Annotated in this window: 26 protein-coding genes; 15 read left to right on the forward strand and 11 right to left on the reverse strand. The window is 62.5% G+C overall.

Annotated elements, in window-relative coordinates; translation table 11 throughout:
• Positions 1-76: 76 nt before the first annotated feature.
• The 5 genes from Tal182_RS02200 to Tal182_RS02220 form a co-directional block, all read right to left on the reverse strand.
• Complete coding sequence (locus Tal182_RS02200; RefSeq protein WP_085857929.1) at positions 77-2,359, reverse strand: ATP-binding protein; 2,283 nt, start codon at positions 2,357-2,359, stop codon at positions 77-79.
• A gap of 55 nt (positions 2,360-2,414) precedes the next feature.
• Positions 2,415-2,918 (reverse strand): signal peptidase II, encoded by a 504-nt coding sequence (lspA, locus tag Tal182_RS02205; protein ID WP_064800454.1) that lies wholly within the window; start codon positions 2,916-2,918, stop codon positions 2,415-2,417.
• A complete protein-coding gene (locus Tal182_RS02210; RefSeq protein ID WP_064809416.1) occupies positions 2,915-3,775 on the reverse strand; it encodes an RNA methyltransferase in 861 nt (286 codons plus the stop codon). The genes lspA and Tal182_RS02210 overlap by 4 nt, the downstream gene beginning before the upstream one ends.
• Positions 3,772-4,866, reverse strand: coding sequence for a class I SAM-dependent methyltransferase (locus tag Tal182_RS02215; protein ID WP_064800456.1), 1,095 nt, complete (start codon positions 4,864-4,866; stop codon positions 3,772-3,774). Before Tal182_RS02215 ends, Tal182_RS02210 begins: the two co-directional genes overlap by 4 nt.
• A 126-nt stretch (positions 4,867-4,992) precedes the next feature.
• On the reverse strand, positions 4,993-5,592 hold the full coding sequence (locus Tal182_RS02220) for an NUDIX hydrolase (protein WP_123876168.1): 600 nt from the start codon (positions 5,590-5,592) through the stop codon (positions 4,993-4,995).
• Between the two features lie 106 nt (positions 5,593-5,698).
• Here Tal182_RS02220 and Tal182_RS02225 point away from each other — a divergent pair, with 106 nt between their 5' ends.
• Entirely contained in the window at positions 5,699-6,154 is a 456-nt protein-coding gene (locus Tal182_RS02225; RefSeq protein ID WP_064800458.1) for a carbon monoxide dehydrogenase subunit G, read from the forward strand.
• Positions 6,155-6,213: 59 nt separating this feature from the next.
• Positions 6,214-6,660 (forward strand): GNAT family N-acetyltransferase, encoded by a 447-nt coding sequence (locus tag Tal182_RS02230; RefSeq protein WP_064805854.1) that lies wholly within the window; start codon positions 6,214-6,216, stop codon positions 6,658-6,660.
• 7 nt (positions 6,661-6,667) lie between these two features.
• On the opposite strand, the gene Tal182_RS02235 is transcribed toward Tal182_RS02230, so the two are convergent.
• The 3 genes from Tal182_RS02235 to sppA form a co-directional block, all read right to left on the reverse strand.
• Positions 6,668-7,000: a LapA family protein gene (locus tag Tal182_RS02235; protein ID WP_064800459.1), complete on the reverse strand. Its 333-nt coding sequence runs from the start codon at positions 6,998-7,000 to the stop codon at positions 6,668-6,670.
• Positions 7,001-7,129: 129 nt separating this feature from the next.
• Positions 7,130-7,429: an integration host factor subunit beta gene (locus Tal182_RS02240; RefSeq protein WP_003544934.1), complete on the reverse strand. Its 300-nt coding sequence runs from the start codon at positions 7,427-7,429 to the stop codon at positions 7,130-7,132.
• Between the two features lie 29 nt (positions 7,430-7,458).
• Positions 7,459-8,409: a signal peptide peptidase SppA gene (gene sppA, locus Tal182_RS02245; protein ID WP_064800460.1), complete on the reverse strand. Its 951-nt coding sequence runs from the start codon at positions 8,407-8,409 to the stop codon at positions 7,459-7,461.
• A gap of 223 nt (positions 8,410-8,632) precedes the next feature.
• Between sppA and lptC the strand changes: the two genes are divergently transcribed.
• The 7 genes from lptC to ptsN all read left to right on the forward strand — a co-directional run bounded on the left by lptC (position 8,633) and on the right by ptsN (position 14,859).
• Entirely contained in the window at positions 8,633-9,298 is a 666-nt protein-coding gene (gene lptC / locus Tal182_RS02250; protein ID WP_011423782.1) for an LPS export ABC transporter periplasmic protein LptC, read from the forward strand.
• A gap of 15 nt (positions 9,299-9,313) precedes the next feature.
• Positions 9,314-9,946, forward strand: coding sequence for an LptA/OstA family protein (locus tag Tal182_RS02255; RefSeq protein ID WP_085857931.1), 633 nt, complete (start codon positions 9,314-9,316; stop codon positions 9,944-9,946).
• Between the two features lie 37 nt (positions 9,947-9,983).
• Positions 9,984-10,760: an LPS export ABC transporter ATP-binding protein gene (gene lptB, locus Tal182_RS02260; RefSeq protein ID WP_064800463.1), complete on the forward strand. Its 777-nt coding sequence runs from the start codon at positions 9,984-9,986 to the stop codon at positions 10,758-10,760.
• Between the two features lie 141 nt (positions 10,761-10,901).
• Complete coding sequence (rpoN, locus tag Tal182_RS02265) at positions 10,902-12,461, forward strand: RNA polymerase factor sigma-54 (RefSeq protein ID WP_085857932.1); 1,560 nt, start codon at positions 10,902-10,904, stop codon at positions 12,459-12,461.
• 82 nt (positions 12,462-12,543) lie between these two features.
• A complete protein-coding gene (locus Tal182_RS02270) occupies positions 12,544-13,455 on the forward strand; it encodes an EamA family transporter (RefSeq protein ID WP_245344801.1) in 912 nt (303 codons plus the stop codon).
• Positions 13,456-13,745: 290 nt separating this feature from the next.
• Positions 13,746-14,321, forward strand: a complete 576-nt coding sequence (gene raiA / locus Tal182_RS02275; RefSeq protein WP_064800465.1) for a ribosome-associated translation inhibitor RaiA — start codon at positions 13,746-13,748, stop codon at positions 14,319-14,321.
• Positions 14,322-14,394: 73 nt separating this feature from the next.
• Complete coding sequence (ptsN, locus tag Tal182_RS02280) at positions 14,395-14,859, forward strand: PTS IIA-like nitrogen regulatory protein PtsN (RefSeq protein WP_011423788.1); 465 nt, start codon at positions 14,395-14,397, stop codon at positions 14,857-14,859.
• A 72-nt stretch (positions 14,860-14,931) separates the two neighbouring features.
• On the opposite strand, the gene Tal182_RS02285 is transcribed toward ptsN, so the two are convergent.
• The 3 genes from Tal182_RS02285 to Tal182_RS02295 form a co-directional block, all read right to left on the reverse strand.
• Complete coding sequence (locus Tal182_RS02285; RefSeq protein ID WP_085857934.1) at positions 14,932-17,286, reverse strand: methyl-accepting chemotaxis protein; 2,355 nt, start codon at positions 17,284-17,286, stop codon at positions 14,932-14,934.
• A gap of 241 nt (positions 17,287-17,527) precedes the next feature.
• Positions 17,528-18,427: a ribokinase gene (locus tag Tal182_RS02290; RefSeq protein ID WP_085860775.1), complete on the reverse strand. Its 900-nt coding sequence runs from the start codon at positions 18,425-18,427 to the stop codon at positions 17,528-17,530.
• Positions 18,428-18,506: 79 nt separating this feature from the next.
• Positions 18,507-19,730, reverse strand: coding sequence for a DNA recombination protein RmuC (locus Tal182_RS02295; protein ID WP_085857935.1), 1,224 nt, complete (start codon positions 19,728-19,730; stop codon positions 18,507-18,509).
• A 198-nt stretch (positions 19,731-19,928) separates the two neighbouring features.
• Here Tal182_RS02295 and Tal182_RS02300 point away from each other — a divergent pair, with 198 nt between their 5' ends.
• The 6 genes from Tal182_RS02300 (at position 19,929) to truA (ending at position 24,915) form a co-directional block, all read left to right on the forward strand.
• Positions 19,929-21,425, forward strand: coding sequence for a globin-coupled sensor protein (locus Tal182_RS02300; protein ID WP_085857936.1), 1,497 nt, complete (start codon positions 19,929-19,931; stop codon positions 21,423-21,425).
• Positions 21,426-21,877: 452 nt separating this feature from the next.
• Complete coding sequence (def, locus tag Tal182_RS02310) at positions 21,878-22,393, forward strand: peptide deformylase (RefSeq protein WP_085860776.1); 516 nt, start codon at positions 21,878-21,880, stop codon at positions 22,391-22,393.
• Positions 22,394-22,458: 65 nt separating this feature from the next.
• A complete protein-coding gene (locus Tal182_RS02315; protein WP_085857937.1) occupies positions 22,459-22,743 on the forward strand; it encodes a plasmid stabilization protein in 285 nt (94 codons plus the stop codon).
• Complete coding sequence (locus Tal182_RS02320) at positions 22,740-23,162, forward strand: type II toxin-antitoxin system VapC family toxin (RefSeq protein ID WP_085857938.1); 423 nt, start codon at positions 22,740-22,742, stop codon at positions 23,160-23,162. Before Tal182_RS02315 ends, Tal182_RS02320 begins: the two co-directional genes overlap by 4 nt.
• Positions 23,163-23,182: 20 nt before the next feature.
• On the forward strand, positions 23,183-24,118 hold the full coding sequence (gene fmt / locus Tal182_RS02325; protein ID WP_085857939.1) for a methionyl-tRNA formyltransferase: 936 nt from the start codon (positions 23,183-23,185) through the stop codon (positions 24,116-24,118).
• Positions 24,118-24,915, forward strand: coding sequence for a tRNA pseudouridine(38-40) synthase TruA (gene truA, locus Tal182_RS02330; protein ID WP_085857940.1), 798 nt, complete (start codon positions 24,118-24,120; stop codon positions 24,913-24,915). Before fmt ends, truA begins: the two co-directional genes overlap by 1 nt.
• Positions 24,916-24,918 lie beyond the last annotated feature (3 nt).

Consider the following 24,918-nt stretch of genomic DNA (forward strand, 5'->3'; position numbering starts at 1 on the left):
AAAACACTTCTGTGCGACAGGAAAGTGACATATTGAATTTCCCGGCGCAAGCAGCCTGCGCAGTCAATTCAGCGACCTACCGCGCCTCTGCCCGGCGGGCGGAAAGCGCGGCGACCGCCTGAACTTCCGTCAGCAGCCGCACCGGGTCGACCGGTTTCACCATGACGCGGTTGGCGCCATTGAGCAAGACCTGGCGGCGCGATTCGTCGCTCTTGTCGGCGGTGAGCACGATCACCGGCACCGGGTCGAGATCGAGCCGCCTTTCGTGGCCGCGCAGCCGCCCCAGCATGTCGATGCCGTTGCCGCCGGGCATCGACAGATCGCTGATGATGATGTCGGGCCGAGCGTTCGCCTCGCCGAGGGCGCAATCGAGGAGCGTCTCGAAATCCTCGACATGGTGCACCTTGTGTCCGCCCTTTTCGAGCATGACGCGCACCAGCATCGCATTGATCGGATCGTCCTCTCCGAGCAGGATGCGCAGCCCGTGTGCGGCAACCACGGTGTCGGTCATCGGCAGGCCGAAGCCCGGTTGGTTGTCGTTCAGCGCGTCGCGCTTCTCCATGCCGCGCATGCGCCCGCGCAGCACATCGATCAGCGACTGTTCGCGCAGCGGCCGGATGAGCCAGGCATCGAACAGGTCGAGCGGGTGGGCGCTGCGCTCTTCCGGGTTGACGAGCAGGACCTTGCGCAGGCCAAGTGCAGCGATTTCGGCGCGATCGGCGAGGTGCGCTGAAAATTCCGCCGACATGCGATGATCGACGATGATATCGGTCGGCCGGCGGCCGCCGCTCGCCATTCCGAGCAGCCTCGCGCGCGCAGCCTCGCCGGTGTCGACGAGATGGCAAATGCCGCCGAGCGCGGTGATCGTTTCGGCAATGGCGGAGCGGGCAGCCCCCGCCGGCGCCAGCAGCACGACGCTGTTGCCGGAAAGCAGCGTGTTTCGCCGCTCGGAGCGCTCGCTATCGAGTTCAATCGGGAAGCGGATGGTGAACGTGCTGCCTTTGCCCTTTTCGCTGGTGACCGTCAGGGCGCCGTCGAATTCGCGCATGATGCGGGCGGAGATGGCAAGGCCGAGCCCGGTGCCGCCGCTCTTGTCGGCAACGTTTCCACCCTGCTCGAACTCGCCGAAGACACGCGCCTGCTCCTCCGCCGTCATGCCCGGACCGGTGTCGGTGACGGTGATCAGGAGGTTGCCGGCATCCAGCGATACGCGGATGAAAACGCCGCCGGCCTGGGTGAATTTGACGGCATTGCCGATGACGTTGAACAGAACCTGGCGCAGGCGCGCCGCATCGAAACTCATTTTCTCCGGAACGTCTGATGACACGGTGGCGCCGATCTCGATGCCCTTTTCATGCGCCCGGTGGGCGAGCATTTCGACAACGCTTTCCAGGAGCTTCCGCAGCGATTCCGAGCGCGGGTGAAGCTCGAATCGGCCGACCTCGATGGTGGAAAAATCGAGCAGATCCTCGACAAGCTGCGTCAAGGCGTGGCCGGACTGGCGGATGTTGGCCAGATAATTCTGCTGCTCCTGCGTCAGCCGGGTTTCCGCGAGCAGGTGCGTCATGCCGAGAATGCCGGAAAGCGGCGTGCGCACCTCGTGGCTGACGGTTGCAAGCAGTCGGGATTTCGCGGCGCTGTTATACTCGGCCTTCTGGCGGGCGGACTCGCGGCCCTGCGCGACGAGCCGTTCCTCCGTCACATCACGGGCAACACTTTGCAGCAGCAGGTGACCGCTGCCCGGATCGCGGGTGACGACGTCGCGCCACAGGAAAATACGCTGGCCTTCCGGCGTCGATATCTCGACGTCGTAGCAGTGCGGGATCGGGCCGGGGCGGAAGGCAAGTCCGATCTCTTCGCAGGTCCGCCCTTCCGGGCGCAGCCGGCCGGTCACCCGGCGAAACGTGTCGTTGGCCGAGATGATGCGCCGGTCCATGGCGCGGGTGAGGGTGATGTCGCCGAGCACATCATGCACCTCGGCGAAGAGCTTCGCGCCATCATCGCCGTTCGGAGTGGATCGACCGGCCGGCTGCCCGCTTCTCTGCCGGCGAACCATCAGCACTGCATAGCCGGCGATGACGGCAAGGCCGAGAGCGACGAGACCGCCCGAAAGGAGCAGCGGCTCGCCGGCATGGGCGAGCAGCGTCAGGATCATCGCGGCCAGAAAACCGGCGCCGCTTAGCCAGTAGAACAGCAGGCGCCGCGTCGCTGCAGGCCCCGACAGGGGAGTAGTACCCGTGCGCGCTGGCGATGCGCCGGGACGCGGAGAGGGTTCCTCCGTCCGCTCCTGATGCGGCTTGACGGCGGCTCCGCCGAAGGCGGCGGACAATCTTTCCTGCAACTGTCCCAGACTCTGCATGGTATCTGGATAACATGAGGCTTGTTCCGAATGCCTTCAGGAATTCGATACAATTTTAGCGGCCGGCCTTTTTCGGCAGCAGCAGTTCCTCGAGAATGACGCAGCCGGCGCCGATGGTGATGAAACTGTCGGCGAGATTGAACACCGCAAACGACCAGCTTTCGGTGTAGAAGAGGATGTAGTCGATCACATGCCCATAGGCGAAGCGGTCGACAAGATTGCCGATCGCCCCGGCAATGATCAGCGCATAGCCGAGATGGGCGAGCCAGCGGTCTTTTGCCGTGCGGTACCACAGCCAGATGACGAAGGCGACGATGACGAGCCGCATGCCGACGATAAACCAGCCGTCCATGCCTTCCAGCATCGAAAAGGCGACGCCGAGATTATAGGTGCGGTAGAGCGCCAGCATCGGAATGACGGGCACGGCTTCCTGCAGCGGCAGGTAATGATCGACGGCGACCTTGACGACCTGGTCGATCAGAACGGCGAAGAGGATGAAGAAGAGGATCGGCGCCGGGCGCGAAAACAGTGCGGGGCGTGCATGCGTCGGTTCGGTCATTTGCCCTCGGCAAGTGAGAGGAGATGGCGGCGCGCCTCGAAAAGCATGACGGCGGTGGCGACGGCGAGGTTGAGGGAATCGGCGCGGCCCTGCTGCGGGATGCGGGCAAGCGCATCGGCTTCCCGGGCGAGCTGGTCCGGCAGGCCGGATTGTTCGTTGCCCATCAGCAGTACGGTGGGCTTCCTCCGGTAGTCGATCGTGCGATAATCGACCGCGCCGGCCAGATGGGTGGCGACGATGGAAACGCCGGCCGACTTCCGCCAGGCCAAGAACTCCTCCGGCGTCGCCCGCGCGACCGGAACGGCGAAGACCGAGCCCATGGTTGCTCGCACAGTCTCCAGCGAGAAGGGATCGGTCGTCTCGCCGATCAGAATAATGCCGGACGCGCCGGCGGCATCGGCCGTCCGGATGATGGTGCCGAGATTGCCCGGATCGCGCACCCGGTCGAGCGCCACCCACGTCTCACCCTCCTGCGGCCGGATGCCCTTAAGCGGCGTCCAGCGCTGCTCGAAAATGCCGACGACCATTTGCGGGTTGTCGCGCCGGGTGATCGCGGCAATCACCTTTTCGCTGACTTCGAGCACCAGCCCGCCCGCGGCGACGGTCCTTGCCGCCATCTGCTCGACCAGCGGCTTGCCCTTGGCGGCCTTGGCATAGACCAGCGTGCGGATCGTCCAGCCGAGCTCGATCGCATCGATGACGAGCTTCAGACCTTCGGCGAGGAAAGTCCCGCTTTCCTCCCGCGACTTCTTGTTGGTCAGCGCCTTGATGTCCTTGATGATCGGATTGGCGAGCGAGGTGACTTCCTTCACCTGCCCGACCCTGCGCGGCCCCTGATCGTGGAAGTCCTTGCTCATTGCGGCACCCAGCGGGAAAAGAGGGAGGTGGAAAGCGCGCGGCCCGGCGTTTTGCCGTCGAGGCCTGCCTCGCGAATCACCAGCTCGCCGGATTCGACCGCGCCGCCGGCGCCGCGCATCGTTTCGCGCATCAGCTCGTGGATCGAATAGAAGCTGGCGCGGATCGAATAGGCCGTCAGCACCAGGCCGACCGCCTTCGGCGACAGGATTTCGCGGCAGACATCGAGCATCAATGGCAGATGCTCGAAAAGATGCCAGACTTCGCCATTGGGGCCGCGGCCGAATTTCGGCGGATCGGTCAGGATGATGTCGTACTGGCTGCCGCGGCGTTCCTCGCGCAGGATGAATTTCATCGCATCCTCGCAGATCCAGCGGATCGGCAGCTTCTCCATGCGCCCGAGCGCCTGGTTTTCGCGCGCCCAGCCAATCGCCTTCTTCGACGCGTCGACATGGGTGACCTCGGCGCCGGCAGCGGCGGCGACCAGCGAGGCGACGCCGGTATAACCGAAGAGGTTCAGCACCTTCAGCGGCCGGCCGGCCTTTTCAACCTGCTCTTTCATCCAGCTCCAGTGCACGATCTGCTCGGGAAAGACGCCGACGTGACGGAACGAGGTGAAGCGGCCGAGAAAATCGACGCCGAGCAGGTTGAGCGGCCAGGTCTCGCCGAGTGCGGCCTTCGGAAAGCGCCAGCGGCCGGTGCCTTCCTCGTCGGTATCGCCGGTGAAGACGGCATCGACCTTTTCCCAGATTTGCGGCGCCAGCGAAGGCCGCCACAGCGCCTGGGCCTCCGGGCGGATGATGCGATAGGGGCCATATTGCTCGAGCTTCTGGCCGTCGCCGCTGTCGATCAGGTGGAAATCGCCGGCGCCGAGCGATTCGAGAATGACAGGCACGCGCTCCGCCGGCCGACCGCCGCTGCGTGCCATGAGCGGGCGCGAAACCGCGGCCGCCGCAGTCTCGCGAACTGTATCGCGTGTGGCCGCGGGGCGCACCACGGGCTTCAGTGATCGGCCGGCCCGATCGTCCCTGCGGCTTTCACCGGCGGGACCTGATGTCTTCTTCTGGCCCGGCCGGCGTTCTCTTTGTTTCAACGTGCTCTTCCGCGTCTCTGTCGGGGTGTCTTGCAGGCTATGCAGTAGCCCAGAAGACCGTGCCGGATCAACTGCGCGCTGGTCGGCCCCGGCGAGAGGGCAGCTTCTGCGGGCACAGCGCCTATTTCAAGCCCTCGGACGCGCCCCTCTCCGAAGCCAGCTTTCTGCCGCATAAAGTGCAGCGACATGCATCGACTGCATGATGACGGCGCCGGATTGCAGGTCGCCGAGGATGGCGGCAAGATCGGTAAACAGCAGCTCGACCTTCTCGCCGGGGTCGAAACGCGGTTCGCCGGCCCGGCTCAGACCGAGCGCCAGCCAGCTCGTCACCGTGTTGCTGTGGCTGGCCGCATTCGGATAGGAGGTGAGCAGCTTGACGAAGGTCGAGGCTTCATAGCCGGTCTCTTCCCGCAGTTCGCGCTGTGCCGCCGCCAACGCCGCATCGCCGCTCTTGCCGTCGCCAGTCTTGCCATCGTCTGCTTCGACACCGCCGGCGACGAGGCCGAGCACGATCTCGCCGCGGCCGTGCCGGTATTCCCGCGTCAGCAGCACCCGCCCGTCGGGCATGACTGGGATGACGTTGATCCAGTCGGGATAATCGAGCACATGGAATGGCGCGATGACGATTCCGTCGGCGGTGACGCAATCGTCGCTCCGCACCCTGATCCAGCGGTCTTCATAGGTGATGCGGCTTGCCGTCACGCTCCAGGGCTTCAGCTCGTTCATCGGCCAATTCCTCGCTCGGGATCGTAACGCAGATAACATTCCCCTCCGCCTTGGCAAAGCGCTTTCCCGCTGGATAAGTTGAGCGAATCGAAGATGGGGCTGCCGAATGGATTTCACCGGCGAAGAACGTATCGCCGCGCCGCGGGACATCGTCTGGGCAGCGCTCAACGATCCGGAGATCATGCGTGGCTGCATTCCCGGCTGCCAGGGCATCGAGCGGATATCGCCAAGCGCGTTCGAGGCGACGATCAAGGTCAAGCTCAGCCTGTTCTCCGCCACCTTCCATGGGTTGCTGACGCTTTCCAATATCGATGCGCCGGAAAGCTATACGTTGTCGGCGGAAGGCAAGGGCGGCCTGGCCGGCTTCGCCAGGGGCAGCGCCGATGTCGTACTCGAGGCGAGGGGCGAGGAGACGATCCTGCACTATCGGGCCAAGGCCGAACTCGGCGGCAGGCTCGCTCAGCTCGGCGCACGCCTGCTCGATTCGACCTCGCAGCGGCTGGCCGAGGGCTTCTTCTCGGATTTCAATACTGCGGTCGTTGCAAAAATGGCTGCGGATTGAGCGTCGAAGGCTTTCGCTGCGGGCTTGGCGCGGACCTGCGCCTGAGCTATTCCGACATGATGACATGGACCATCAGGCCGCCGCGGGCGGAAGACCAGGAAATGCTCGCGGACATCTATCTTTCCGTGCGCCGCCAGACATTCGTCTGGGTCGATCCCGGCAAGTTTCACCGCGAGGATTTCTCCGCTCATACCAATGGTGAGACGATCTTCGTCTGCGAGCATGTCGATGGCAGCCTTGCCGGCTTCCTGTCGCTCTGGCCGGAGGACGATTTCATTCACATGCTTTATATAAGGCCCGAGTTTCAGGGTCTTGGCGCCGGCACGGCGCTGCTCCGGGCGCTGCCGGAGTGGCCGCGACATAAGTACCGTCTGAAATGCCTGGTGAACAACCGACGGGCGAAGGCCTTCTACCTTTCCCACGGTTTTGCCGTGACCGGCAATGGCGCGTCGCCGGAAGGCGATTATGAGGAGCTGAGCTTTTCTCCGGTTTGGCTCGGGCGGTGAGCCGATCTCACCGCGACGGCAGCTGGCCGGCGATGTCCTCCGCGCGGGTCCTGTGGCGGTCGGCCTCGCCCTGCCAGCGAATGGCTTCCTTGGCCTCGGTGCGGGCGCGCTTGCGGTGTTTGCCCTGGCTGAACCAGGTGGCGGCCGAGCCGATCAGCATGCCTGCTATCAGCGCGATGAACAGGAAGACGAAGAAGGGCGCGGAAACAGCAAGCACCGGATCGTCGGGCCTGAAGGGATTGAAGGCGAGCGTGACGCTCTGCCGGTTGGCGACGCAGAAGACGATGAGGATGACGCCGAGCGGCAGCAAAATCAGCAGGTTGACAATCTTCTTGGCCATTTGAACTCTCCATGCGCCTTATATGCATCGGCCCGAAAATCGATTCCGACTTTCGGGCCGATGCGCTAGCAGAATAGGAAAACGGTGTTCAAGTTCAAGTGCGGTTTCGCCGCAGGCGGCTCGCGCCGCTCAATCCTCTTCGTCGGCCTGGCCGGGATTGAGCCGCTCGCGCAGTTCCTTGCCTGTTTTGAAGAAGGGAACCCACTTTTCCTCGACGAAGACGGTATCGCCGGTGCGCGGGTTGCGGCCGGAGCGGGAAGGGCGGTTCTTGACCGAAAACGCGCCGAAGCCGCGCAATTCGACGCGGTTGCCCGCAGCCAGTGCATCGGTGATCTCGTCGAGAACCGCGTTGACGATATTTTCGACGTCGCGATGATAGAGATGCGGGTTGCGTGCCGCAACAATCTGCACCAATTCGGACTTGATCACAGTCGCCCCCTTAAATTATTGATTTCTTATCAATCGCGGCCAACCTGCCAAACTGAAAGCAGCCCGTCAAGAAGCAACTTTGGGGGTAGGATTCCATTGATATCCTGGCCCCTGACGAGATCATCATAACCCAGGATAGTAACCAGCCGCGAAACAGCTCCAGCGAGCAGAAAAGGCGTGTTGCTCTTCTTGTCCCAATCCACCATCGGCAGATCAACGTCGACGCCACGCGATTTGAGATAGGCGCGGATTTCCGCCTCGCCGCCGATCGTATCGACGAGCTTCGCCTGGAGCGCCTGCCGGCCGGTATAGATCGTCCCGTCGGCGAGTTTCAGCACCTCCTCGCGGGGCAGCTTGCGCCGGTCGGCCACCAGGTCGACGAACCAGTTGTAGCTGTCGATCACCATGTTGCGGATCATCGCCTTGGCTTCCTCGCTCGCCTCGTGGAAGGGCGAAGGCTCGGCCTTCAGCGGCGAGGACTTGATCTCCTGCAGCGACACGCCGATCTTGTCGAGCAGCGGCTGGATCTGCGGGTACTGGAAGATGACGCCGATCGAGCCGGTGATCGAGCTGTCGCCGGCAATGATCGTGTCGCCGGCGGTGGCGACCATATAGCCGGCGGAAGCGGCCAGCGTGCGCACGTCGGAGACGACGGGCTTCTTCGCTGATATCGCCCGGATCGCCTTGAAGATTTTTTCGCCGCCATAGGTCGTGCCGCCGGGCGAGGAGATCGAAATCACCGCGGCCTTCACCTGATCGCTGGTCTCGACCTTCTTTAGCCGCTCCAGCAGCTCGTCATCATCGACGATCAGCCCCGATATCGTCACATGGGCGATATGCGGACTTGCCGTGCCGGCCTCGCCGACGGCGAAGCGGTAAAAGGCAAAACCGAGCGCCACGATGAGGGCGACCGCGACGATGCGCCAGAAGCCGAGCTTGCGGCGCAGCCGCCGGCGATCCGCGATGATCGAACTGTCCATGAGATACCTCCAGCGCTGGCCCGGGTCGGCATGGCGCCGATGAACCCGGTGAAATGGGTGCGACGGCGCGTATGAATGCCACTTTTGTATGTTTTTCCGTTTTGTTGCTTGTTGCAGAAAAAATTCCATATTGGCAAGCCAATGTAATAATGCGAAACGAACTGTGATTGCCGGCCGGCTTTGTTACGCAGGCGAGGCAATCACCGCACATGGAACGAGACCTATGCTCGATACCCTGAAGAACAACGGACATGCCGCTTATGCGGGCTCCGGCAGGAGCCCCTATGGCGATGCGTTGTTCCATTCCGCCCGCGTGCGGCGGCTGAAGATCTTGCTGCCGTTGGCCGCCCTTATCGTCGCCGGCGCGCTTGCGACGGTGGCCTTGGTGAGCCTGTACCTGCCCGAAAACGTCAAGTTCGAAGGCGCCAAGATCGAGAACGGCAAGGTCGTGATGGAAAAGCCGGCAATTGCCGGACGCAACTCCGACGGCGTCAATTATTCCATGCTTGCCGAAAGGGCGCTGCAGGATATCCGCAATCCCGATCTCATCACCCTCGAGACCATCAAGGCCGCCGTGCCGATGAATGATGGGCTGATTGCCCGCGTCATCGCTTCGACTGCCGATTATAATCGCGCCACCGATAACCTGCATATGACGGCTCCCTTCACCCTGGTGCTGAGCAGCGGCCTCAACGCGCAATTCCAGTCCGCCCGGCTCGACATCAAGGGCGGCAACATGCGCAGCGACGACCCCGTCACCATCACAAAGGACAATGCTTCCATTGTTGCGAAGACGCTGGAGATAACCGATAAGGGGCGCGTGATCACATTCGAGGGGAATGTTCGCATGAATGTCGATCCATCCACCATTCATAAACAGGGCACTTAACCAGCCGGGTCACCCATGACAAAAGATTGTCGCATTTCAGCTTGCAAGACGGGCATCGCATTCGTTGCCGGCGCATTTGCCCTTATTCTGACGGTCTCGGGCGCGGGGGCGCAGTCGACCACCATGTCGGGCATGAAGCTTTCCAACGACCAGCCGATCCAGATCGAAAGCGACAAGCTGGAGATCCATGACCAGGAGCACACGGCGCTCTTCACCGGCAACGTCAAGGTCGTCCAGGGCACGACGACGATGCAGTCCGGCAAGATGACCGTCTATTACAAGGACAAGACGGCAAAGTCGGGCGCCGGCGCGCCGGCTCAACCCGAGGCGAAGCCCGAGCAGTCGGCCTCGCTGGCGTCGGGAAGTGCGGACATCGACAAGATCCTGGTGACGGACAAGGTCTACCTGGTCTCGGGCACGCAGACGGCGACTGCCGACGACGGCAATTTCGACATGGCCTCGCAGACATTCATCCTGACCGCGGATCAGGGAAACAAGGTCATTCTGTCGGACGGTCCGAACGTCTTCACCGGCTGCAAGCTGACCGTTCACATGCAAACCGGCCAGGCGGAGCTTGAAAGCTGCGGCGGTCGTGTCCAGATTCAGCTCGATCCGAAATCGCAGCCGAACGCGCAGAAGCAGAACTGAACCGGCCTCCCACGTGAAATTATCATCGCTATCAACCATGTTCGGCAGGCCTGAGCCGCACGCTGCGGGTGCCGCCGACAAGAGCCGCTATCAGGGAACGCTGATCGCCCGTGGTCTGACCAAGACCTATGCGACGCGCCGTGTCGTCAACGGCGTCTCCCTGGTGGTGCGTCGCGGCGAAGCCGTCGGCCTGCTCGGCCCGAACGGCGCCGGCAAGACGACCTGCTTTTACATGATCACCGGCCTGGTGCCGGTGGATGAAGGCACGATCGAGATCGACGGAAACGATGTCACGACCATGCCGATGTACCGCCGCTCGCGCCTCGGCGTCGGTTACCTGCCGCAGGAGGCCTCGATCTTTCGCGGACTGACGGTGGAAGAAAATATCCGCGCCGTCCTCGAAGTGCATGTGAAGGACAAGGCCGAGCGCGAGCAGAAGCTGAACGAGCTGCTTGAGGAATTTCATATCCAGAAGCTGCGCAAGAGCGCGGCCGTCGCCCTTTCCGGCGGCGAACGCCGCCGTCTTGAAATCGCACGAGCGCTTGCAACCGACCCGACTTTCATGTTGCTCGACGAGCCCTTCGCCGGTGTCGACCCGATTTCGGTCGCCGATATCCAGAACCTCGTCCACCACCTGACGGCCCGCGGCATCGGCGTTCTCATTACCGACCACAATGTGCGTGAGACGCTTGGCCTCATCGACCGCGCCTATATCATCCATGCCGGTGAAGTGCTGACCCACGGCCGGGCCAACGACATCGTCAACAATCCGGAAGTGCGCCGGCTCTATCTCGGCGATAATTTCAGCCTCTGATCCCGCGCCGATTCACCTTGCCGCGTAGTTCCGCTTGACCAAATGAGATAAAAAAGCAATTTTTGGGCCAACTCGGATTTCCGTGGCCTGAAGCGTGGATCGGGCGCGGTTTCCTGGAGTCGAGGGAGTTTCGCGTCCGTCATGGCACTGTCCGCCAATCTATTTCTGCGCCAGAGCCAGTCCCTGGTCATGACGCCGCAACTGATGCAATCCATCCAGTTGCTGCAGATGACCCATTTCGAGCTCACTCAGTTCATCGCTCAGGAAGTGGAGAAGAACCCGCTGCTCGAATTTCCGTCGAATGACGGCGAGGCGGGCGACGAACGGCCGGCAGGCGAGGACGAGCAGTTCGGTCATTCGCCGGAGGACGCCGGCTCGGACGACGGCGCCGACAATCGCGCCGAGGCGCTGTCGAGTGACTGGTACGACAATGGCGGCAGCGAAAGCAGCAGCCGGCTGAACGACGAGCTCGACGCCAATTACACCAATGTCTTTCCCGATGACGGTGGTCCGCAGCGCCTCGACGCACCGGAACTCGTCGGTCAGTGGAAGTCGATGCCGGGCAGCGCCGACGGCGCCGATTACGATCTCGACGATTTTGTCGCCGGCCAGGTGTCGCTGCGCGATCATCTCGCTCAGCAGATCCCCTTCGTGCTGCCCGATATGAGCGACCGGCTGATCGCGCAGAATTTTATCGATCAGCTCGACGATGCCGGTTACATCCAGGTCGATCTGGTCGAGACCGGCGAGCGGCTCGGCACCAGTCTCACGCAGGTCGAACACGTGCTCGCCGCCCTCCAGACGCTTGATCCGCCGGGTGTTTTTGCCCGCAGCCTCGCCGAATGCCTGGCGATCCAGCTCAGGCAGAAGGACCGTTACGACCCTGCCATGCAGGCGCTGGTCGAAAATCTCGAGCTCCTGGCCCGGCGCGACTTCGCCACGCTGAAGCGGCTCTGTGGCGTTGACGAGGAAGATCTTCTCGACATGCTCGGCGAGATCCGCCAGCTCAATCCGAAGCCCGGCAGCGGTTTCGAGACGGGTGTTTCCGAAGCGATCATGCCCGATGTCGTCGTCAGGCCCTCCGCGGAAGGTGGCTGGCTGGTCGAGCTCAATCCGGATACGCTGCCGCGCGTGCTTGTTAATCAGTCCTATTTTTCCCGCGTGACCCGGAACGGCGAGGATCATGCCTTCCTTTCCGAGTGCCTGCAGAGCGCCAACTGGCTGACCCGCAGCCTCGACCAGCGGGCAAAGACCATCATGAAGGTGGCAAGCGAGATTGTCCGCCAGCAGGACGCCTTCCTGCTGCACGGTGTCGACCATTTGCGGCCGCTGAACCTGAAAACGGTGGCCGAGGCGATCAAGATGCATGAATCCACCGTCAGCCGCGTCACCTCGAACAAATATATGCTGACGCCGCGCGGCCTCTTCGAACTCAAATATTTCTTCACCGTGTCGATCGGCGCGGTCGAGGGCGGCGACAGCCATTCGGCCGAGGCCGTGCGCCACAAGATCCGCGCGCTGATCATGCAGGAGAGCCCCGACGCGGTGCTCTCCGATGACGATATCGTCGACATGCTGAAGAAGGGCGGCATCGATCTCGCCCGCCGCACGGTGGCGAAATACCGGGAAGCGATGAACATCGCTTCCTCGGTCCAGCGCCGCCGCGAGAAACGGGCACTCGCCAAGGTCGCGGGCTTCTGAGGCAGCAGGACGCTTCGACCGTGATCGAAGCATCCACTTCGCAAATTGGCCTATTTCTCCCGTGTCTTAAACGAATATCGATGTGCCCATGACGCCGCAAAATCCGAAGCTTGCCAGAGAACTTGTCCTGCTTTTGGTGCTGGCGACCCTCTGGGGTTCTTCCTACACCTTTATCAAGATCGGGGTCGAAACGATCCCGCCGGTGACCTTGATCGCGGTGCGCACACTGATCGCCGGCGCCATTCTGCTGGCGGTGCTTCGCCATCGGCATGTCCGCCTGCCGCGCGACCGCGCGACATGGCGCCTGTTCGTCGTCCAGGCCTGCCTGAACAGCGTCATTCCTTTCACGCTGATCGCCTGGGCGGAACAGTCCGTCGATGCCGGACTGGCGGTGATCCTGAATTCGGCGACGCCGATCTTCACCTTCCTGCTGACCGTGTCGATAACCCGCCATGAGCAGGCGACGGCGCGGAAGCTTTTCGGCGTCGTCTCCGGGCTTGCCGGCATCTGCCTCGTCATCGGCGTCGAAGCGCTCGGCGGTCTTGGCGAAAGCCTGATGGCGCAGCTTGCCATCATCCTGGCGACCATCTGTTATGCCGGAGCCGCGATTTTCAGCAAGAACTTCAGAGGCCTTGATCCCGCCGTGCCGGCGGCCGGTTCGCTGATCTCAGGCGCGGTCATTCTGATACCCGTGAGCCTGATCGTCGATCGGCCGTGGGGGCTCGATCCCTCGGCCGCATCGGTGCTGGCGCTGCTTGCCCTTTCCGCCTTTTCGACGGCGCTTGCCTTTACGATCTATTTCCGCCTCGTTCAGACGCTGGGTTCGGTCGGAACCACGTCGCAAGCCTATCTCCGCGTGCCGATCGGTGTCGCGACCGGTATCGTCTTCCTCGGTGAAAGCCTGAGCCCGACGGCCTGGATCGGGCTCACCTGCGTCATTCTCGGTGTCATCGCCATGACGATGCCGCGCACAACGCAGGCGCGAAGCGCGTGAGCTCATGAAAGGAAGTTGCTGGAAGGCTCCTTCCGCAGGAGATTTGCTACAGCTTCTGCGAGCGCGCCCGGGGCTGATTCGGCGTCCTATTGACTTTCTGGTAACCTCTGGCTAGAAGCCCGCCGCAATCGGCGCCGTGAACGGCGTTTTGAAGTTATCCCCATCATCCCAAGGGCACCGAGGGCCCACAGGCCTGCGCCGATCTTGCTTGAGATTGCGCGAAGTGCTTGGATGAACCCGAGGCTTGGCGTAAACTGATACCCGCAAACGACCATAAGAAGGGAAACTCCATGAGTGTGCGTGTATCCGGGAAACATATGGAAATTGGTGAATCCTTCCGTCAAAAGATCGAGGACCAAATTGCTACGGCCATCACGAAATACTTCGATGGGGGGTATTCCGGCCAGGTGACCGTCGAAAAGGCGAGTTCTCGTTTCTCGGCAGACTGCAAGCTTCATCTCGACAGCGGGGTGGTGCTTCATGCCGCCGGCGAAGCCACGGATCCGCAGCTTGCTTTCGACGCCGCTTCCGAGCGCATCGAGAAACGCCTGCGCCGTTACAAGCGCAAGCTGAAGGACCATCATGCCGGAAACCACCTGAATGGCTTTGCAGAAGTCTCCTACACGGTCATGGACTCCGTTCCTGATCACGAGGATGAAATTCCCGACGATTTCGCCCCGGCAATCGTCGCTGAAAGCACGAAGCAGTTGAAGACCATGTCCGTCGCCACCGCCGTGATGGCGCTCGACATGACCGATGAGCCGCTTCTCCTGTTCCGCAGTCCCGGCAAGGAACATCTGAATATCGTTTATCGTCGGCACGACGGAAATATTGGCTGGATCGATTCGGCCAATATCAAAGGCTGAGATCAGGGCGGTGAGCGGCGGTATCGCCGCCGCTCCTCGCATCATCTGATCCCGGCGACAGAAGGAAAAAGAAATGGCATTGGCAGATTTGCTCCATCAGGATGCGATCATTCCCGCCCTCAGAGTAAATTCCAAGAAACAGTTGCTTCAGGAATTGGCGGCAAGAGCCGCGAGGATCACCGGGCTCTCCGAACGGGAGATTTTCGACGTCATCCTGCAGCGCGAACGCCTCGGCTCGACCGGCGTCGGCAACGGTATCGCCATTCCCCACGGCAAGCTGGTGAACATTCATTCCATCGTCGGCATCTTCGCCCGGCTGGAGCAGCCTGTCGATTTCGAAGCGCTGGACGACCAGCCCGTCGATCTCGTCTTCCTGCTGCTGGCACCGGAGGGCGCTGGCGCCGATCATCTCAAAGCCCTGTCGCGCATCGCCCGCGTCCTGCGCGATCAAGACTTGGTTGCAAAGCTGCGGGCCACCGATTCCGCCTCGGCGATCTACGCCTTCCTCAACGAGGAGCAGACGTCGAACGCTGCTTGAGCTGCATAATCCCTAAATGAAAAAAGGCGCCTGATTTCGCAGGCGCCTTTTTTCTTATGCAGGGCTGAACGGTCAGAACTCTTCCCAGTTATCCCGAGCCACGGCAGCCGAGCCATGCGATTGAGGCGTGGTGCGGCGGGTCGCCGGGGCGTGGCGGACCGCGGGAGCGGCCGCGAAATGCGAGTGGGCTGCAGCCGGCGCACGCATCTGCCTTGCCACGGAGGCGAGTGCAGTCGCGTTGGCGGAGCCGGAGACGCTGAAGCGCGTGGCGAGCGCCTTCAGCGTCTGCGCCTCGTCGTTGAGCGCCACGCTGGCGGCGGTCGCTTCCTCCACCATCGCCGCATTCTGCTGCGTCACCTGATCCATCTGGTTCATGGCCTGGTTGATTTCCTTCAGCCCGACCGCCTGTTCGCTCGCCGATGCCGAGATCTGCCGGATGAGGCTGTTGATGCCCATCACCTGTTCGGCGATCTTGTGCAGCGTGCCGCCGGCGCGCCCGACGAGATCGACGCCTTCCTTGACCTGGACGGCCGACGTGTTGATCAGCGTCTTGATCTCCTTGGCAGCATTGGCCGAACGCTGCGCGAGTTCACGCACTTCCTGGGCGACGACGGCAAAACCCTTGCCGGCTTCGCCGGCGCGGGCCGCTTCGACGCCGGCATTCAGCGCCAGCAGGTTCGTCTGGAAGGCGATTTCGTCGATGACGCCGATAATCCGCGAAACCTCCGTCGAAGACTGCTCGATCCCATGCATAGAGGCGATGGCTTTCTGCACCACTTCGCCTGATTTCTCGGCATCCTGGCAGGCGAGGTTGACGTTGTCGGCAGCCGTGCGGGCATTCTCGGCACTGGAATCGACCTGGGCGGTAAGCTCATTGAGCGCTGCCGCCGTCTCTTCCAGGCTTGCCGCCTGCTGCTCGGTGCGTTTGGCGAGGTCGGAAGCGCTGTTGCTGATCTCGCCGGTGCCGGCGCCGATATTGACGACGCTGAGATTCATCGTGTTGATGGTCTCTTCGAGGCTCGCAAGCGCGGCGTTGAAGTCCTGCTTCAGTTTGCCGTATTCGCCGGGGAATTCCTCGGTGATGCGGTGACCCAGATTGCCCTGGGACAGTTCGGAAAGGCCGGCGCCGACGATCGAGACGATATGACGCTGCAGCGACACCGATTGTTGCCGTTCCGATTCCGAACGGCTGCGCTCGGTCTCGGCGGCCTGTCGCTGGTGGGTGGCCTCGTCTTCGAGTCGCCTGGAGTCGGCGAGTTTGAAGCGGAAGCCTTCGAGCGCCTTGGCGACCGAACCGACTTCGTCGGTACGGTCCTGGGCAGCGATGGGTTCGGCATATTCGCCGTCGCTGAGCGTTTTGACGCTAGCGACAAGGCTGCCGAGCGGCCGCTGTACGAGCGAGCGGACGGCGAAATAGAGCGCGAGCATCACCGCACCGAGCACGATCAGGCCGGTGGCGATCATCATGTAGGTCTGGTCCTGCACCGGCGCGTTGATCGCCGTGTGCGGGACATCGACAAGCACGACCCAGGTGGCGTTGACGCCGGGGACTTCGAACGGATAGACGACGCGGTCGAAGGGGTCGAGGCCGTCATAAGTGAGATTCCTGACAAGGCCGGGCTGCTTGTTCGACAGCGCCGCCTTGACGACGTCGGCGCCTTCGCCGTCATATTGTTTCGTCATCAGGTCGGGGATCGGCGCGACGATCCAGTTGCCGGCCTGCGACAGCAGCGTCACGCGCCCCGAGCCGAAGGGAAGCAGCGCCTGCAGCTTGTCGGTCAGCGACTTCAGCGAGATGTCGACACCGCCGACACCGATCATCTTGCCGCCCGCTATGACGGGATAGGCAATTGATGTCAGCAGCGTCGGTACATCTGTTCCCTGGGCGAGATAGGGGGTTGTGATCGCGCCCTTGCCGCTGTCGGCAGCAAGCTTCCACCATTCGGCGGTATAGTCATTGTCGAAGGTGGAGTATTGAATGCTACCGTCCTTGGTCTTCGACCAATAGGGCGTGAACGCGCCGTTCTTGTTCGTGCCTTCGTCATTATTGTTGGCGATCTCGGTGGTCTTGCCGTCGAGCGCGCCGAGCTGCTCGCAGAACCAGCTGCCGAAGGCAAAGGCGTTCTGTTCGAGATTGGCCTTCAGCACGTTGATCATGCCCTTGCGATCGAGCGACTTGCCGTCGTGGGCGCGGCCGAGGACGCCCATCATGCTGCGCGCGGCACTGGCGAGCTCGCCGACATTGGCGGCGATTTCATTGGCGATCGATTTTGCTTCGAGGTTGGCCTGATCCATCGTCAGCGTCTGGACGCGATCCCGGGTCTGGCCGATGAGGAAGAAATTCGAAACGATGAGAACAAGCGCGATGGCGATGCCGGTGATGACGATAAGCTTCGCCGCAAGCGATTTCATGCGAAAGATGAACATGGGGTCCTCGGGCAAGGATGCGCCGAAGGGGCATTCTTCGGCACAGGAGCGAAGGCATGGCTCCGTCATGGAGCAGCCGCATGAGCCGCGGATCCGCAAGCGCGAAGACCCGGCGATCACTGGGAAGATCGCCGGAGACCTCTTAAATTTGAGTGAAACTTTAGGGGTTTATATGAGGAAAGCCGCAGAAATCCCCTCAAAATCGAAGGGAGGTCCGGCCACCTTTCGCAAGGAGGCCAGCCTATATTCTGTCTGCGACTTCCTCGCTCAAAGGAATCGACGGTTGCGCGCCTGATTTGAGGCATGCGAGTGAACCGGCGACCGCCGCGCGGCGCAGCGCCGTCGGAAAATCCACGCCGTCATCGAGGCTGGCGGCGAAATAGCCGCAGAAGGTGTCTCCCGCTCCGACCGTGTCGACAGGATCGATCGCCAACCCTTGCGCCCGTGAAATGACCCCGTCGCGGATGGCGATGACGCCGTCACCGCCTAGCGTCACGATCAGCGTCTGGCCGGTCTCCTGATGCAGGCGGACAAGCGCTGCCTCGCGCTCTTGCGTGTCCATGCCGTTCTGTCCGGCGAGCCGCTCGAACTCGGTCTCATTGGCAATGACGATATCGGCCAGGCGACCGAGACGCGGTGCATCGGGGATCAAGGGGGCGAGGTTGAGGATGCTGGTGATGCCCTGGGCGCGCGCGGCCGAGAGCGCGCGTTCGACGGCCGCGACAGGCACCTCGAGCTGCAACATCAGCATGTCGCCTTCGTTCATGCGGCCGATCGCGATTTCCGCATCCGCAGGCGTGACCAAGCCGTTGGCGCCCGGAACCACGGCGATCATGTTCTCGCCGTCGCCGCCGACGAGGATCAGCGCCGTGCCTGTGGGGCCGTCGACATGCTTGACGAGGGAGAGGTCGGTTCCGGCCTCATCGAGCAGGGCGAGAGCATCGGCGGCAAAAGCATCCTTGCCGACGGCGCCGGCCATGTGCACATAGCGGCCGGCGCGACGGGCTGCCAGCGCCTGGTTGGCGCCCTTGCCGCCGGCGGCCGTGGCAAAACCGTTGCCGGCCACCGTCTCGCCGGGCTTTGGCAGTCGCTCGGTCGTGGCGATGAGATCCATGTTGATGGATCCGAAAACTGTGATCATCAGGCTGTCCCGTCTTTTGGAGCATGCGAATGACATCATGCTCCTGCTATTTCATGGGGCGAGACACTGCCCGAAGCGATCACTCCTCGTCAACCACCCGAAGCTTGAGAAGGCCGGTACGGCTTTCCACGGATTTGGCCGGAGTCTCGTCGCGGCGGGCGGGCTTGGCGTCGCCGCCTGCCTCGAATTCCAGCGCCTCGATCTTGGCGCCGCGCCTGGTGAGCTTGTCGGCCGACGTGACCACCATGTCGATATCTTTCTGCGCCAGGGCGAAATGGCCCTGCAGCTTGCGCACCCGCTCGTCGAGGCGGCTGAGATCGTCCATCAGCAACGCCACCTCGCCCTGGATCAGATGCGCCTGCGCCCGCATGCGCTGGTCCTTCAGCACCGCCTGGATGACCTGGATCGACAGCATCAGCAGTGATGGCGAGACGATGACGATGCGCGCCCGGTGCGCCTTCTGCACCAGGGCCTCGAAGTTCTCGTGGATCTCCGCGAAAATCGATTCTGACGGCACGAAGAGAAAGGCCGTCTCCTGGGTTTCCCCCTGAATCAGATATTTCTCCGAAATATCCCGGATATGGATCTCCATGTCGCGGCGGAACTGCTGGCCGGCGATCTTGGCGGCCTCGGGGCTGCCGGCGTCGCGGATGGCGTTCCAGGCTTCGAGCGGGAACTTCGCATCGATGACGAGCGGCGGCGCGCCGTTCGGCATGTGGATCGTGCAATCCGGCCGCGAGCCGTTCGAAAGCGTCTGCTGGAAGGCATAAGCGCCCATCGGCAGGCCGTCCGCGACGATCGTCTCCATCCGCGACTGGCCGAAGGCGCCGCGCGTCTGCTTGTTCGAGAGAATCGCCTGCAGTCCGACGACGTCCTTGGCGAGCGTCTGGATATTGTTCTGCGCCGCATCGATGACCGCCAGCCGCTCCTGCAGCCGCTGCAGATTCTCATGCGTCGATTTCGTCTGTTCGGTGATCGTCGAGCTGACGCGCTGTGACATGCCGTCGAGACGCTGGCTGATTGCCTGGTTGAGCTCGCTCTGACGCGCGCCGAAAACCTCGGCCATGGCCGTGATGCGGCCCTGCATCTCCGCCTGGATCTTCAAAAGCTCGGCCATGCGCGCCTCGCCTTCCCTGGCGCGCAGCTCCGCTTCCTCCGCCTGTTCGCGGCGAAGGCTGCCGGCGCGCAGGAAAAGGACGATAACCAGGACGACGAGGGCCGCGAGAAGCCCGCCGGCAAGCGCCAGCATGGCCGGGCTGATCGAGGCAAGCGAAAGGGCGAGCGATTCGGAATGGACGGTCATCCCGCAACCATAACAGAAGAAACGGCGATATGAAGATCAAAACGTGAACGAAATTGGCCATACTCACTATCTTCGCGAGCGCGCTTCCGCTCATGGAAGAGAAATCGCAGCGCGACTTAACGATTGCTCAACCATATTCGCCAAAACCTGCATGGTAGAAATTCCCTCCCGCGCGTCGCGCCAAATACAGAGATTTCCATGACATCCCAGCAGACCGACAATGCCCTCAGGCAGCGCCTCGATTTCATCGAACTGGACGAGGCGGCGCGCAAGTCGATGCGGGATCTGCGCCCTGTCATTACAGAGCTGATCGGCGGCGCCCTCGATAAATTCTACGCCAAGATCGCCAAGACCCCCGCCGTCTCGGGCTTCTTTGCCGATAAGAACCATGTCGGCCATGCCAAGAAGCGCCAGCAGGATCATTGGGCCAATCTCGCCAGCGGCGCCTACGACGAGAGCTATGTCGATGGCGTGACCGCGATCGGCCGCACCCATGCCCGCATCGGGCTGGAGCCGCGCTGGTATGTCGGCGGCTATGCCCTCGTCATGTCCGAACTCGTCAAGGGCATCATGGAGAAGCAGTGGCCGTCGGTCTTCGCGCGCCAGCAGGGTAAACTGCTCGCCGAGAAGCTGTCGGCGGTCATCAAGGCGGGCATGCTCGACATGGATTATTCCATCTCGGTCTATCTCGAGACGCTTGAAGCCAAGCGTCAGGCTCTGGAAGAGCAGCGCGCCCAAGCCGAGGCTGATCAGACGATGGCGCTGGAGCAGCTGCGCCGCGGTCTGGAGGCGCTGTCGAGCGGGGATCTCGAGGCCACCCTGCCATCCGACCTGCCGGGCAATTTCCGACAGATGGCCGAGGATTACAATCGTGCCGTCAAGGCTCTTCGCCAGTCCTTCGCATCGGTGCGCGACACGTCGGGCCATATCATGAACGGCGCCGACGTCATCTCCAATGCGACCAATGACCTGGCGTTGCGCACTGCCCAGCAGGCGGCCGGCGTCGAGGAAAGCTCGGCGGCCCTGCAGCAGCTTTCCGTCAGCGTCGGCCAGACCGCCGCCAATGCCGAGAAGGCTTCGGACGCCGTACGCGAGACGCAGCAGAAGGCGAAGAATTCGGGTGAACTCGTCACCAGCGCCGTCTCGGCGATGGCCGGCATCGAAAAATCCTCGACGGAGATTTCCAAGATCATCGGCGTCATCGACGAGATCGCCTTCCAGACCAATCTGCTGGCGCTGAACGCCGGCGTCGAGGCAGCGCGCGCCGGCGATGCCGGTAAGGGTTTTGCCGTCGTCGCCCAGGAAGTGCGCCAGCTGGCCCAGCGCACGGCCGAAGCCGCCAAGGAGATCAAGAACCTGATCTCGCAGAGCTCGACCCAGGTCAATGAGGGTGTCGGCATCGTCTCCAGCACCGGCGAGGCGCTGAACGACATGATCGGCCGCATCGACATCATCAACCGCTTCGTCGCCGATATCGCCGCTGCCGCCCGCGATCAGGCGACCGGCGTCAACGAGGTCAGTGTGGCGATCCGCAGCATGGGCGAGATCACCCAGCAGAATTCCGGCATGGTCGAGCGCACCTCGGCGGAAACCGGCCGCCTCAAGGACGAGGTGGACCAGCTGATCGAGCTGCTGCGCCGCTTCCGCGCCCGGCCGGAAGGCCATGCTGCCATCACCGCTCGCCGGGCGGCCTGACTCGAATAGAGCCTTCCCTGGTCAGATTGCAGCATTCTGTTGGCTCAAACGGAGTCGGATGGTCGACCGGCGGGCGCGCGTCGTAGCCCGGCTCTACGGCCAAGCCGGCCGGTCGATCAGCCGGCCCGTTTCAGCCAACCCTCCCGCAGATTTGCCTGGCAAATCTGCAAGACTTTGGAATCGCCGGACGCACTTATCGCTTCGCCACGGCGAAGCGGTGCGGCCGGTGGGCCGGGCATCTCTAGCCAGGATCAAAGGCGATCGGCTCGGACGTACCTTGGGGTATGCCGGTCGCCAATCGCCTTTGCCCCGACGAAAACCTGCTCCGGCAGAATGCTGCAATCTGGCCAGGGAAGGCTCTATGGCGAAAATGCGGGCGGGGATGCAAAAAAGCGTCTTCGCCGCTCGTCGGATAATTCCATAGCGGGAAAAGATGGGTTATGGGAACGCCCATGACCATCAAGCCACTCATCATCCTTCCCGACCCCGTTCTCCGTCAGCTCTCCAAGCCGATAGAGCGTGTGGATACCGACCTGCAGCGCCTTGCCGACGATATGCTGGAAACCATGTACGACGCGCCGGGCATCGGCCTTGCTGCAATCCAGATCGGCGTGCCGCGCCGCATGCTGGTTATCGACGTCTCCCGCGAGGGCGAGGAAAAGCAGCCGCAGGTCTTCATCAATCCCGAGATCGTCAAATCCTCCGACGAGCGCTCGGTCTATGAGGAAGGTTGCCTGTCGATTCCTGACTATTATGCCGAGGTCGAGCGCCCGGCTGCCGTCTCGGTCAAATATCTCGATCGCAACGGCAAGGAACAGATGGTGGAAGCCGATGGGCTGCTCGCCACCTGCCTGCAGCACGAGATCGACCACCTGAACGGCGTGCTCTTCATCGACCACATCTCGCGGCTGAAGCGGGAGATGGTGATCAAGAAGTTCACCAAGGCGGCGAAATCGAAGGCGCTCTGAGCGTTGCATTGAAAATGCGCCAGCGAAGCCCTATGATATCACCGATATCATGATGGAGGTGCCGCATGGGTGATTTTCTGATTAGAAATATCTCCGAAGCAATGAAGCGAGACATTGCGGAAGCGGCGCAGCGGAGCGGAAACAGTCTTTCCGACGAGGCCAAGGAGCTTTTGCGGGAGGCGCTTCAAAGAAAAAACGCAGCAAAGCCCGAAACCGGGTCGGCCTATGCCGCCATACGCGCCGCTTTCGAAAGAGAAGACGCAGTAGACGACGAATTCGTTGCGATCATGGGAGAAATCGAGGCCGCGCGTAAAAAGGACTTTGGCCGGCCGTTCGAGGACCTTGAATGATCGTACTTGATACCAATGTGGTTTCCGAATTCGCCAGGTCGTTGCCGAATGAACAGGTGAAAGCCTGGATGTTGCGGCAGGACAGCGCGAGAATCTGGCTTTGCACCGTCGGCTTGATGGAGCAGATTTATGGGGCCGAAAGAGTTCGCCTGAAGACGGGATCGGATCGCTTCTTTCGTGCCATCGAGAATTTGGTGAAAGGCCAATTCCGTGACCGTATCGTCGGTTGGGATTTGCAAGCGGCCATGGCAACCGGCCGCCTGCGGGCAAAGCGCGAAAGCCTAGGGCGGCCGATTTCGGTCCAGGACGCGATGATCGCCGCCATCTGCCTTGCAAACGGCGCCACGCTCGCCACCCGCAACATCCGAGATTTCGAGGGGCTTGATCTCAAGCTCGTAAACCCGTTTGAAGACGGCTGATCCTCAATTGGCGAGATAAAATGTCTCTTAGCATTATCTTCATGGGAACCCCGGAGTTCTCGGTTCCGACCCTGCGCCTGCTCGTTGATGCCGGCCACAGGATCGTCGCCGTCTATACGCAGCCGCCGCGGCCGGGCGGCCGGCGCGGGCTCGATCTGCAGAAATCGCCGGTGCATCAGGCGGCCGAACTGCTTGGTCTGCCGGTCTTCACGCCGGTCAATTTCAAGGATGCGCGGGAGCGTGAGAGGTTTGCCGCCTTCAAGGCCGATGTCGGCGTCGTTGTCGCCTATGGGCTGTTGCTGCCGGAAGCGATTTTGAACGGCACCCGCGAGGGCTGCTACAACGGTCATGCCTCACTGCTGCCGCGCTGGCGCGGTGCTGCGCCCATCCAGCGGGCGATCATGGCGGGTGACGAAAAGACCGGCATGATGGTGATGAAGATGGACAAGGGGCTCGACACCGGCGCTGTCGCGCTGACCCGCGAAGTCGAGATTGGCCCGAACATGACGGCTGGCGAACTGCACGACCGGCTGATGAAGGTCGGCGCCAAGGCGATGGCGGAAGCCATGGTGAAGCTCGAGATGAACGACCTGCCGCTGACGCCGCAGCGGGAGGAGGGCGTGCTGTACGCCGCCAAGATCGACAAGGCCGAGACGCGCATCGATTTTGCAAGAAATGCCAGTGATGTGCACAACCATATCCGCGGCCTGGCGCCATTTCCCGGCGCCTGGTTCGAGCTTGAGATCGGCGGCAGGCCGGAGCGGGTCAAGGTACTGGGATCCGAACTGGCCGAGGGGCAGGGCGCTGCCGGGCAGCTGCTGACCGACGATCTCGTCATCGCCTGTGCTTCCGGCGCCGTGCGGCTGACACGGCTGCAGAAGGCCGGCGGTAAGCCGCTGACCGCAGCGGATTTCCTCCGCGGTACGCCGCTTGCCGCCGGCACGAGGCTTTCCTGATGCCGCGTTTCCGCATGACTGTCGAATATGACGGCGGCCCCTATGTCGGCTGGCAGCGGCAGGAGAACGGCCCCTCGGTGCAGGGGGCGATCGAGGCGGCGGTGTTGTCGCTGACCGGCGAGACAGTGTCGATCCGCGGCGCCGGTCGCACCGATTCCGGCGTTCACGCCATGGGACAGGTGATCCATGCCGACCTTTCCAAGGACTGGTCGCCCTACAAGCTGCAAAATGCCCTGAACGCGCATCTGAGGCTTGCCGGCGAGCGTGTCTCCATTCTCGACGTCGAGGCGGTTCCCGATTTTTTCGATGCCCGCTTTTCCGCACTGCGGCGCCATTATCTCTACCGCATCGTCAGCCGCCGGGCACCGCTGGCGCTCGAAGCCGGCAAGGCCTGGTGGGTGCCGAAGACGCTCGATCACGAGGTCATGCACGCCGCCGCCCAGAGGCTGGTCGGGCGGCATGATTTCTCCACTTTCCGCTCCGCCCATTGCCAGGCGAACAGCCCGGTGCGCACGCTCGACCGTCTTGACGTGACGCGAAACGGCGAATTGATCGAGATCCGCGCCACGGCGCAGAGCTTCCTCCACAACCAGATCCGTTCCTTCGCCGGCACGCTGAAGCTTGCCGGCGAAGGCAAATGGACCCCTGGAGATGTGCAGGCAGCGCTCGAGGCGCAGGACCGCAAGGCCTGCGGCCCGGTGGCGCCGCCCGAAGGGCTCTATTTCCTGCAGGTGGATTATCCCGAGGTGATCACTGACCGCCGCAGGCCCGCCGACGAAAACGACGACGATCTCTGATGC

Source organism: Rhizobium sp. TAL182, from assembly GCF_002117725.1.
Classification (GTDB): Bacteria; Pseudomonadota; Alphaproteobacteria; order Rhizobiales; family Rhizobiaceae; genus Rhizobium; species Rhizobium esperanzae.

Excerpts from the sequence above, each read along its gene's own strand:
- Tal182_RS02200 (WP_085857929.1), bottom strand. The coding sequence starts at position 2,359 with ATGCAGAGTCTGGGACAGTTGCAGGAAAGATTGTCCGCCGCCTTCGGC.
- lspA (WP_064800454.1), bottom strand. The coding sequence starts at position 2,918 with ATGACCGAACCGACGCATGCACGCCCCGCACTGTTTTCGCGCCCGGCG.
- Tal182_RS02210 (WP_064809416.1), bottom strand. The coding sequence starts at position 3,775 with ATGAGCAAGGACTTCCACGATCAGGGGCCGCGCAGGGTCGGGCAGGTG.
- Tal182_RS02220 (WP_123876168.1), bottom strand. The coding sequence starts at position 5,592 with ATGAACGAGCTGAAGCCCTGGAGCGTGACGGCAAGCCGCATCACCTAT.
- Tal182_RS02225 (WP_064800458.1), top strand. The coding sequence starts at position 5,699 with ATGGATTTCACCGGCGAAGAACGTATCGCCGCGCCGCGGGACATCGTC.
- Tal182_RS02230 (WP_064805854.1), top strand. The coding sequence starts at position 6,214 with ATGACATGGACCATCAGGCCGCCGCGGGCGGAAGACCAGGAAATGCTC.
- Tal182_RS02235 (WP_064800459.1), bottom strand. The coding sequence starts at position 7,000 with ATGGCCAAGAAGATTGTCAACCTGCTGATTTTGCTGCCGCTCGGCGTC.
- sppA (WP_064800460.1), bottom strand. The coding sequence starts at position 8,409 with ATGGACAGTTCGATCATCGCGGATCGCCGGCGGCTGCGCCGCAAGCTC.
- lptC (WP_011423782.1), top strand. The coding sequence starts at position 8,633 with ATGCTCGATACCCTGAAGAACAACGGACATGCCGCTTATGCGGGCTCC.
- Tal182_RS02255 (WP_085857931.1), top strand. The coding sequence starts at position 9,314 with ATGACAAAAGATTGTCGCATTTCAGCTTGCAAGACGGGCATCGCATTC.
- lptB (WP_064800463.1), top strand. The coding sequence starts at position 9,984 with ATGTTCGGCAGGCCTGAGCCGCACGCTGCGGGTGCCGCCGACAAGAGC.
- rpoN (WP_085857932.1), top strand. The coding sequence starts at position 10,902 with ATGGCACTGTCCGCCAATCTATTTCTGCGCCAGAGCCAGTCCCTGGTC.
- raiA (WP_064800465.1), top strand. The coding sequence starts at position 13,746 with ATGAGTGTGCGTGTATCCGGGAAACATATGGAAATTGGTGAATCCTTC.
- ptsN (WP_011423788.1), top strand. The coding sequence starts at position 14,395 with ATGGCATTGGCAGATTTGCTCCATCAGGATGCGATCATTCCCGCCCTC.
- Tal182_RS02285 (WP_085857934.1), bottom strand. The coding sequence starts at position 17,286 with ATGTTCATCTTTCGCATGAAATCGCTTGCGGCGAAGCTTATCGTCATC.
- Tal182_RS02290 (WP_085860775.1), bottom strand. The coding sequence starts at position 18,427 with ATGATCACAGTTTTCGGATCCATCAACATGGATCTCATCGCCACGACC.
- Tal182_RS02295 (WP_085857935.1), bottom strand. The coding sequence starts at position 19,730 with ATGACCGTCCATTCCGAATCGCTCGCCCTTTCGCTTGCCTCGATCAGC.
- Tal182_RS02300 (WP_085857936.1), top strand. The coding sequence starts at position 19,929 with ATGACATCCCAGCAGACCGACAATGCCCTCAGGCAGCGCCTCGATTTC.
- def (WP_085860776.1), top strand. The coding sequence starts at position 21,878 with ATGACCATCAAGCCACTCATCATCCTTCCCGACCCCGTTCTCCGTCAG.
- Tal182_RS02315 (WP_085857937.1), top strand. The coding sequence starts at position 22,459 with ATGGGTGATTTTCTGATTAGAAATATCTCCGAAGCAATGAAGCGAGAC.
- Tal182_RS02320 (WP_085857938.1), top strand. The coding sequence starts at position 22,740 with ATGATCGTACTTGATACCAATGTGGTTTCCGAATTCGCCAGGTCGTTG.
- fmt (WP_085857939.1), top strand. The coding sequence starts at position 23,183 with ATGTCTCTTAGCATTATCTTCATGGGAACCCCGGAGTTCTCGGTTCCG.
- truA (WP_085857940.1), top strand. The coding sequence starts at position 24,118 with ATGCCGCGTTTCCGCATGACTGTCGAATATGACGGCGGCCCCTATGTC.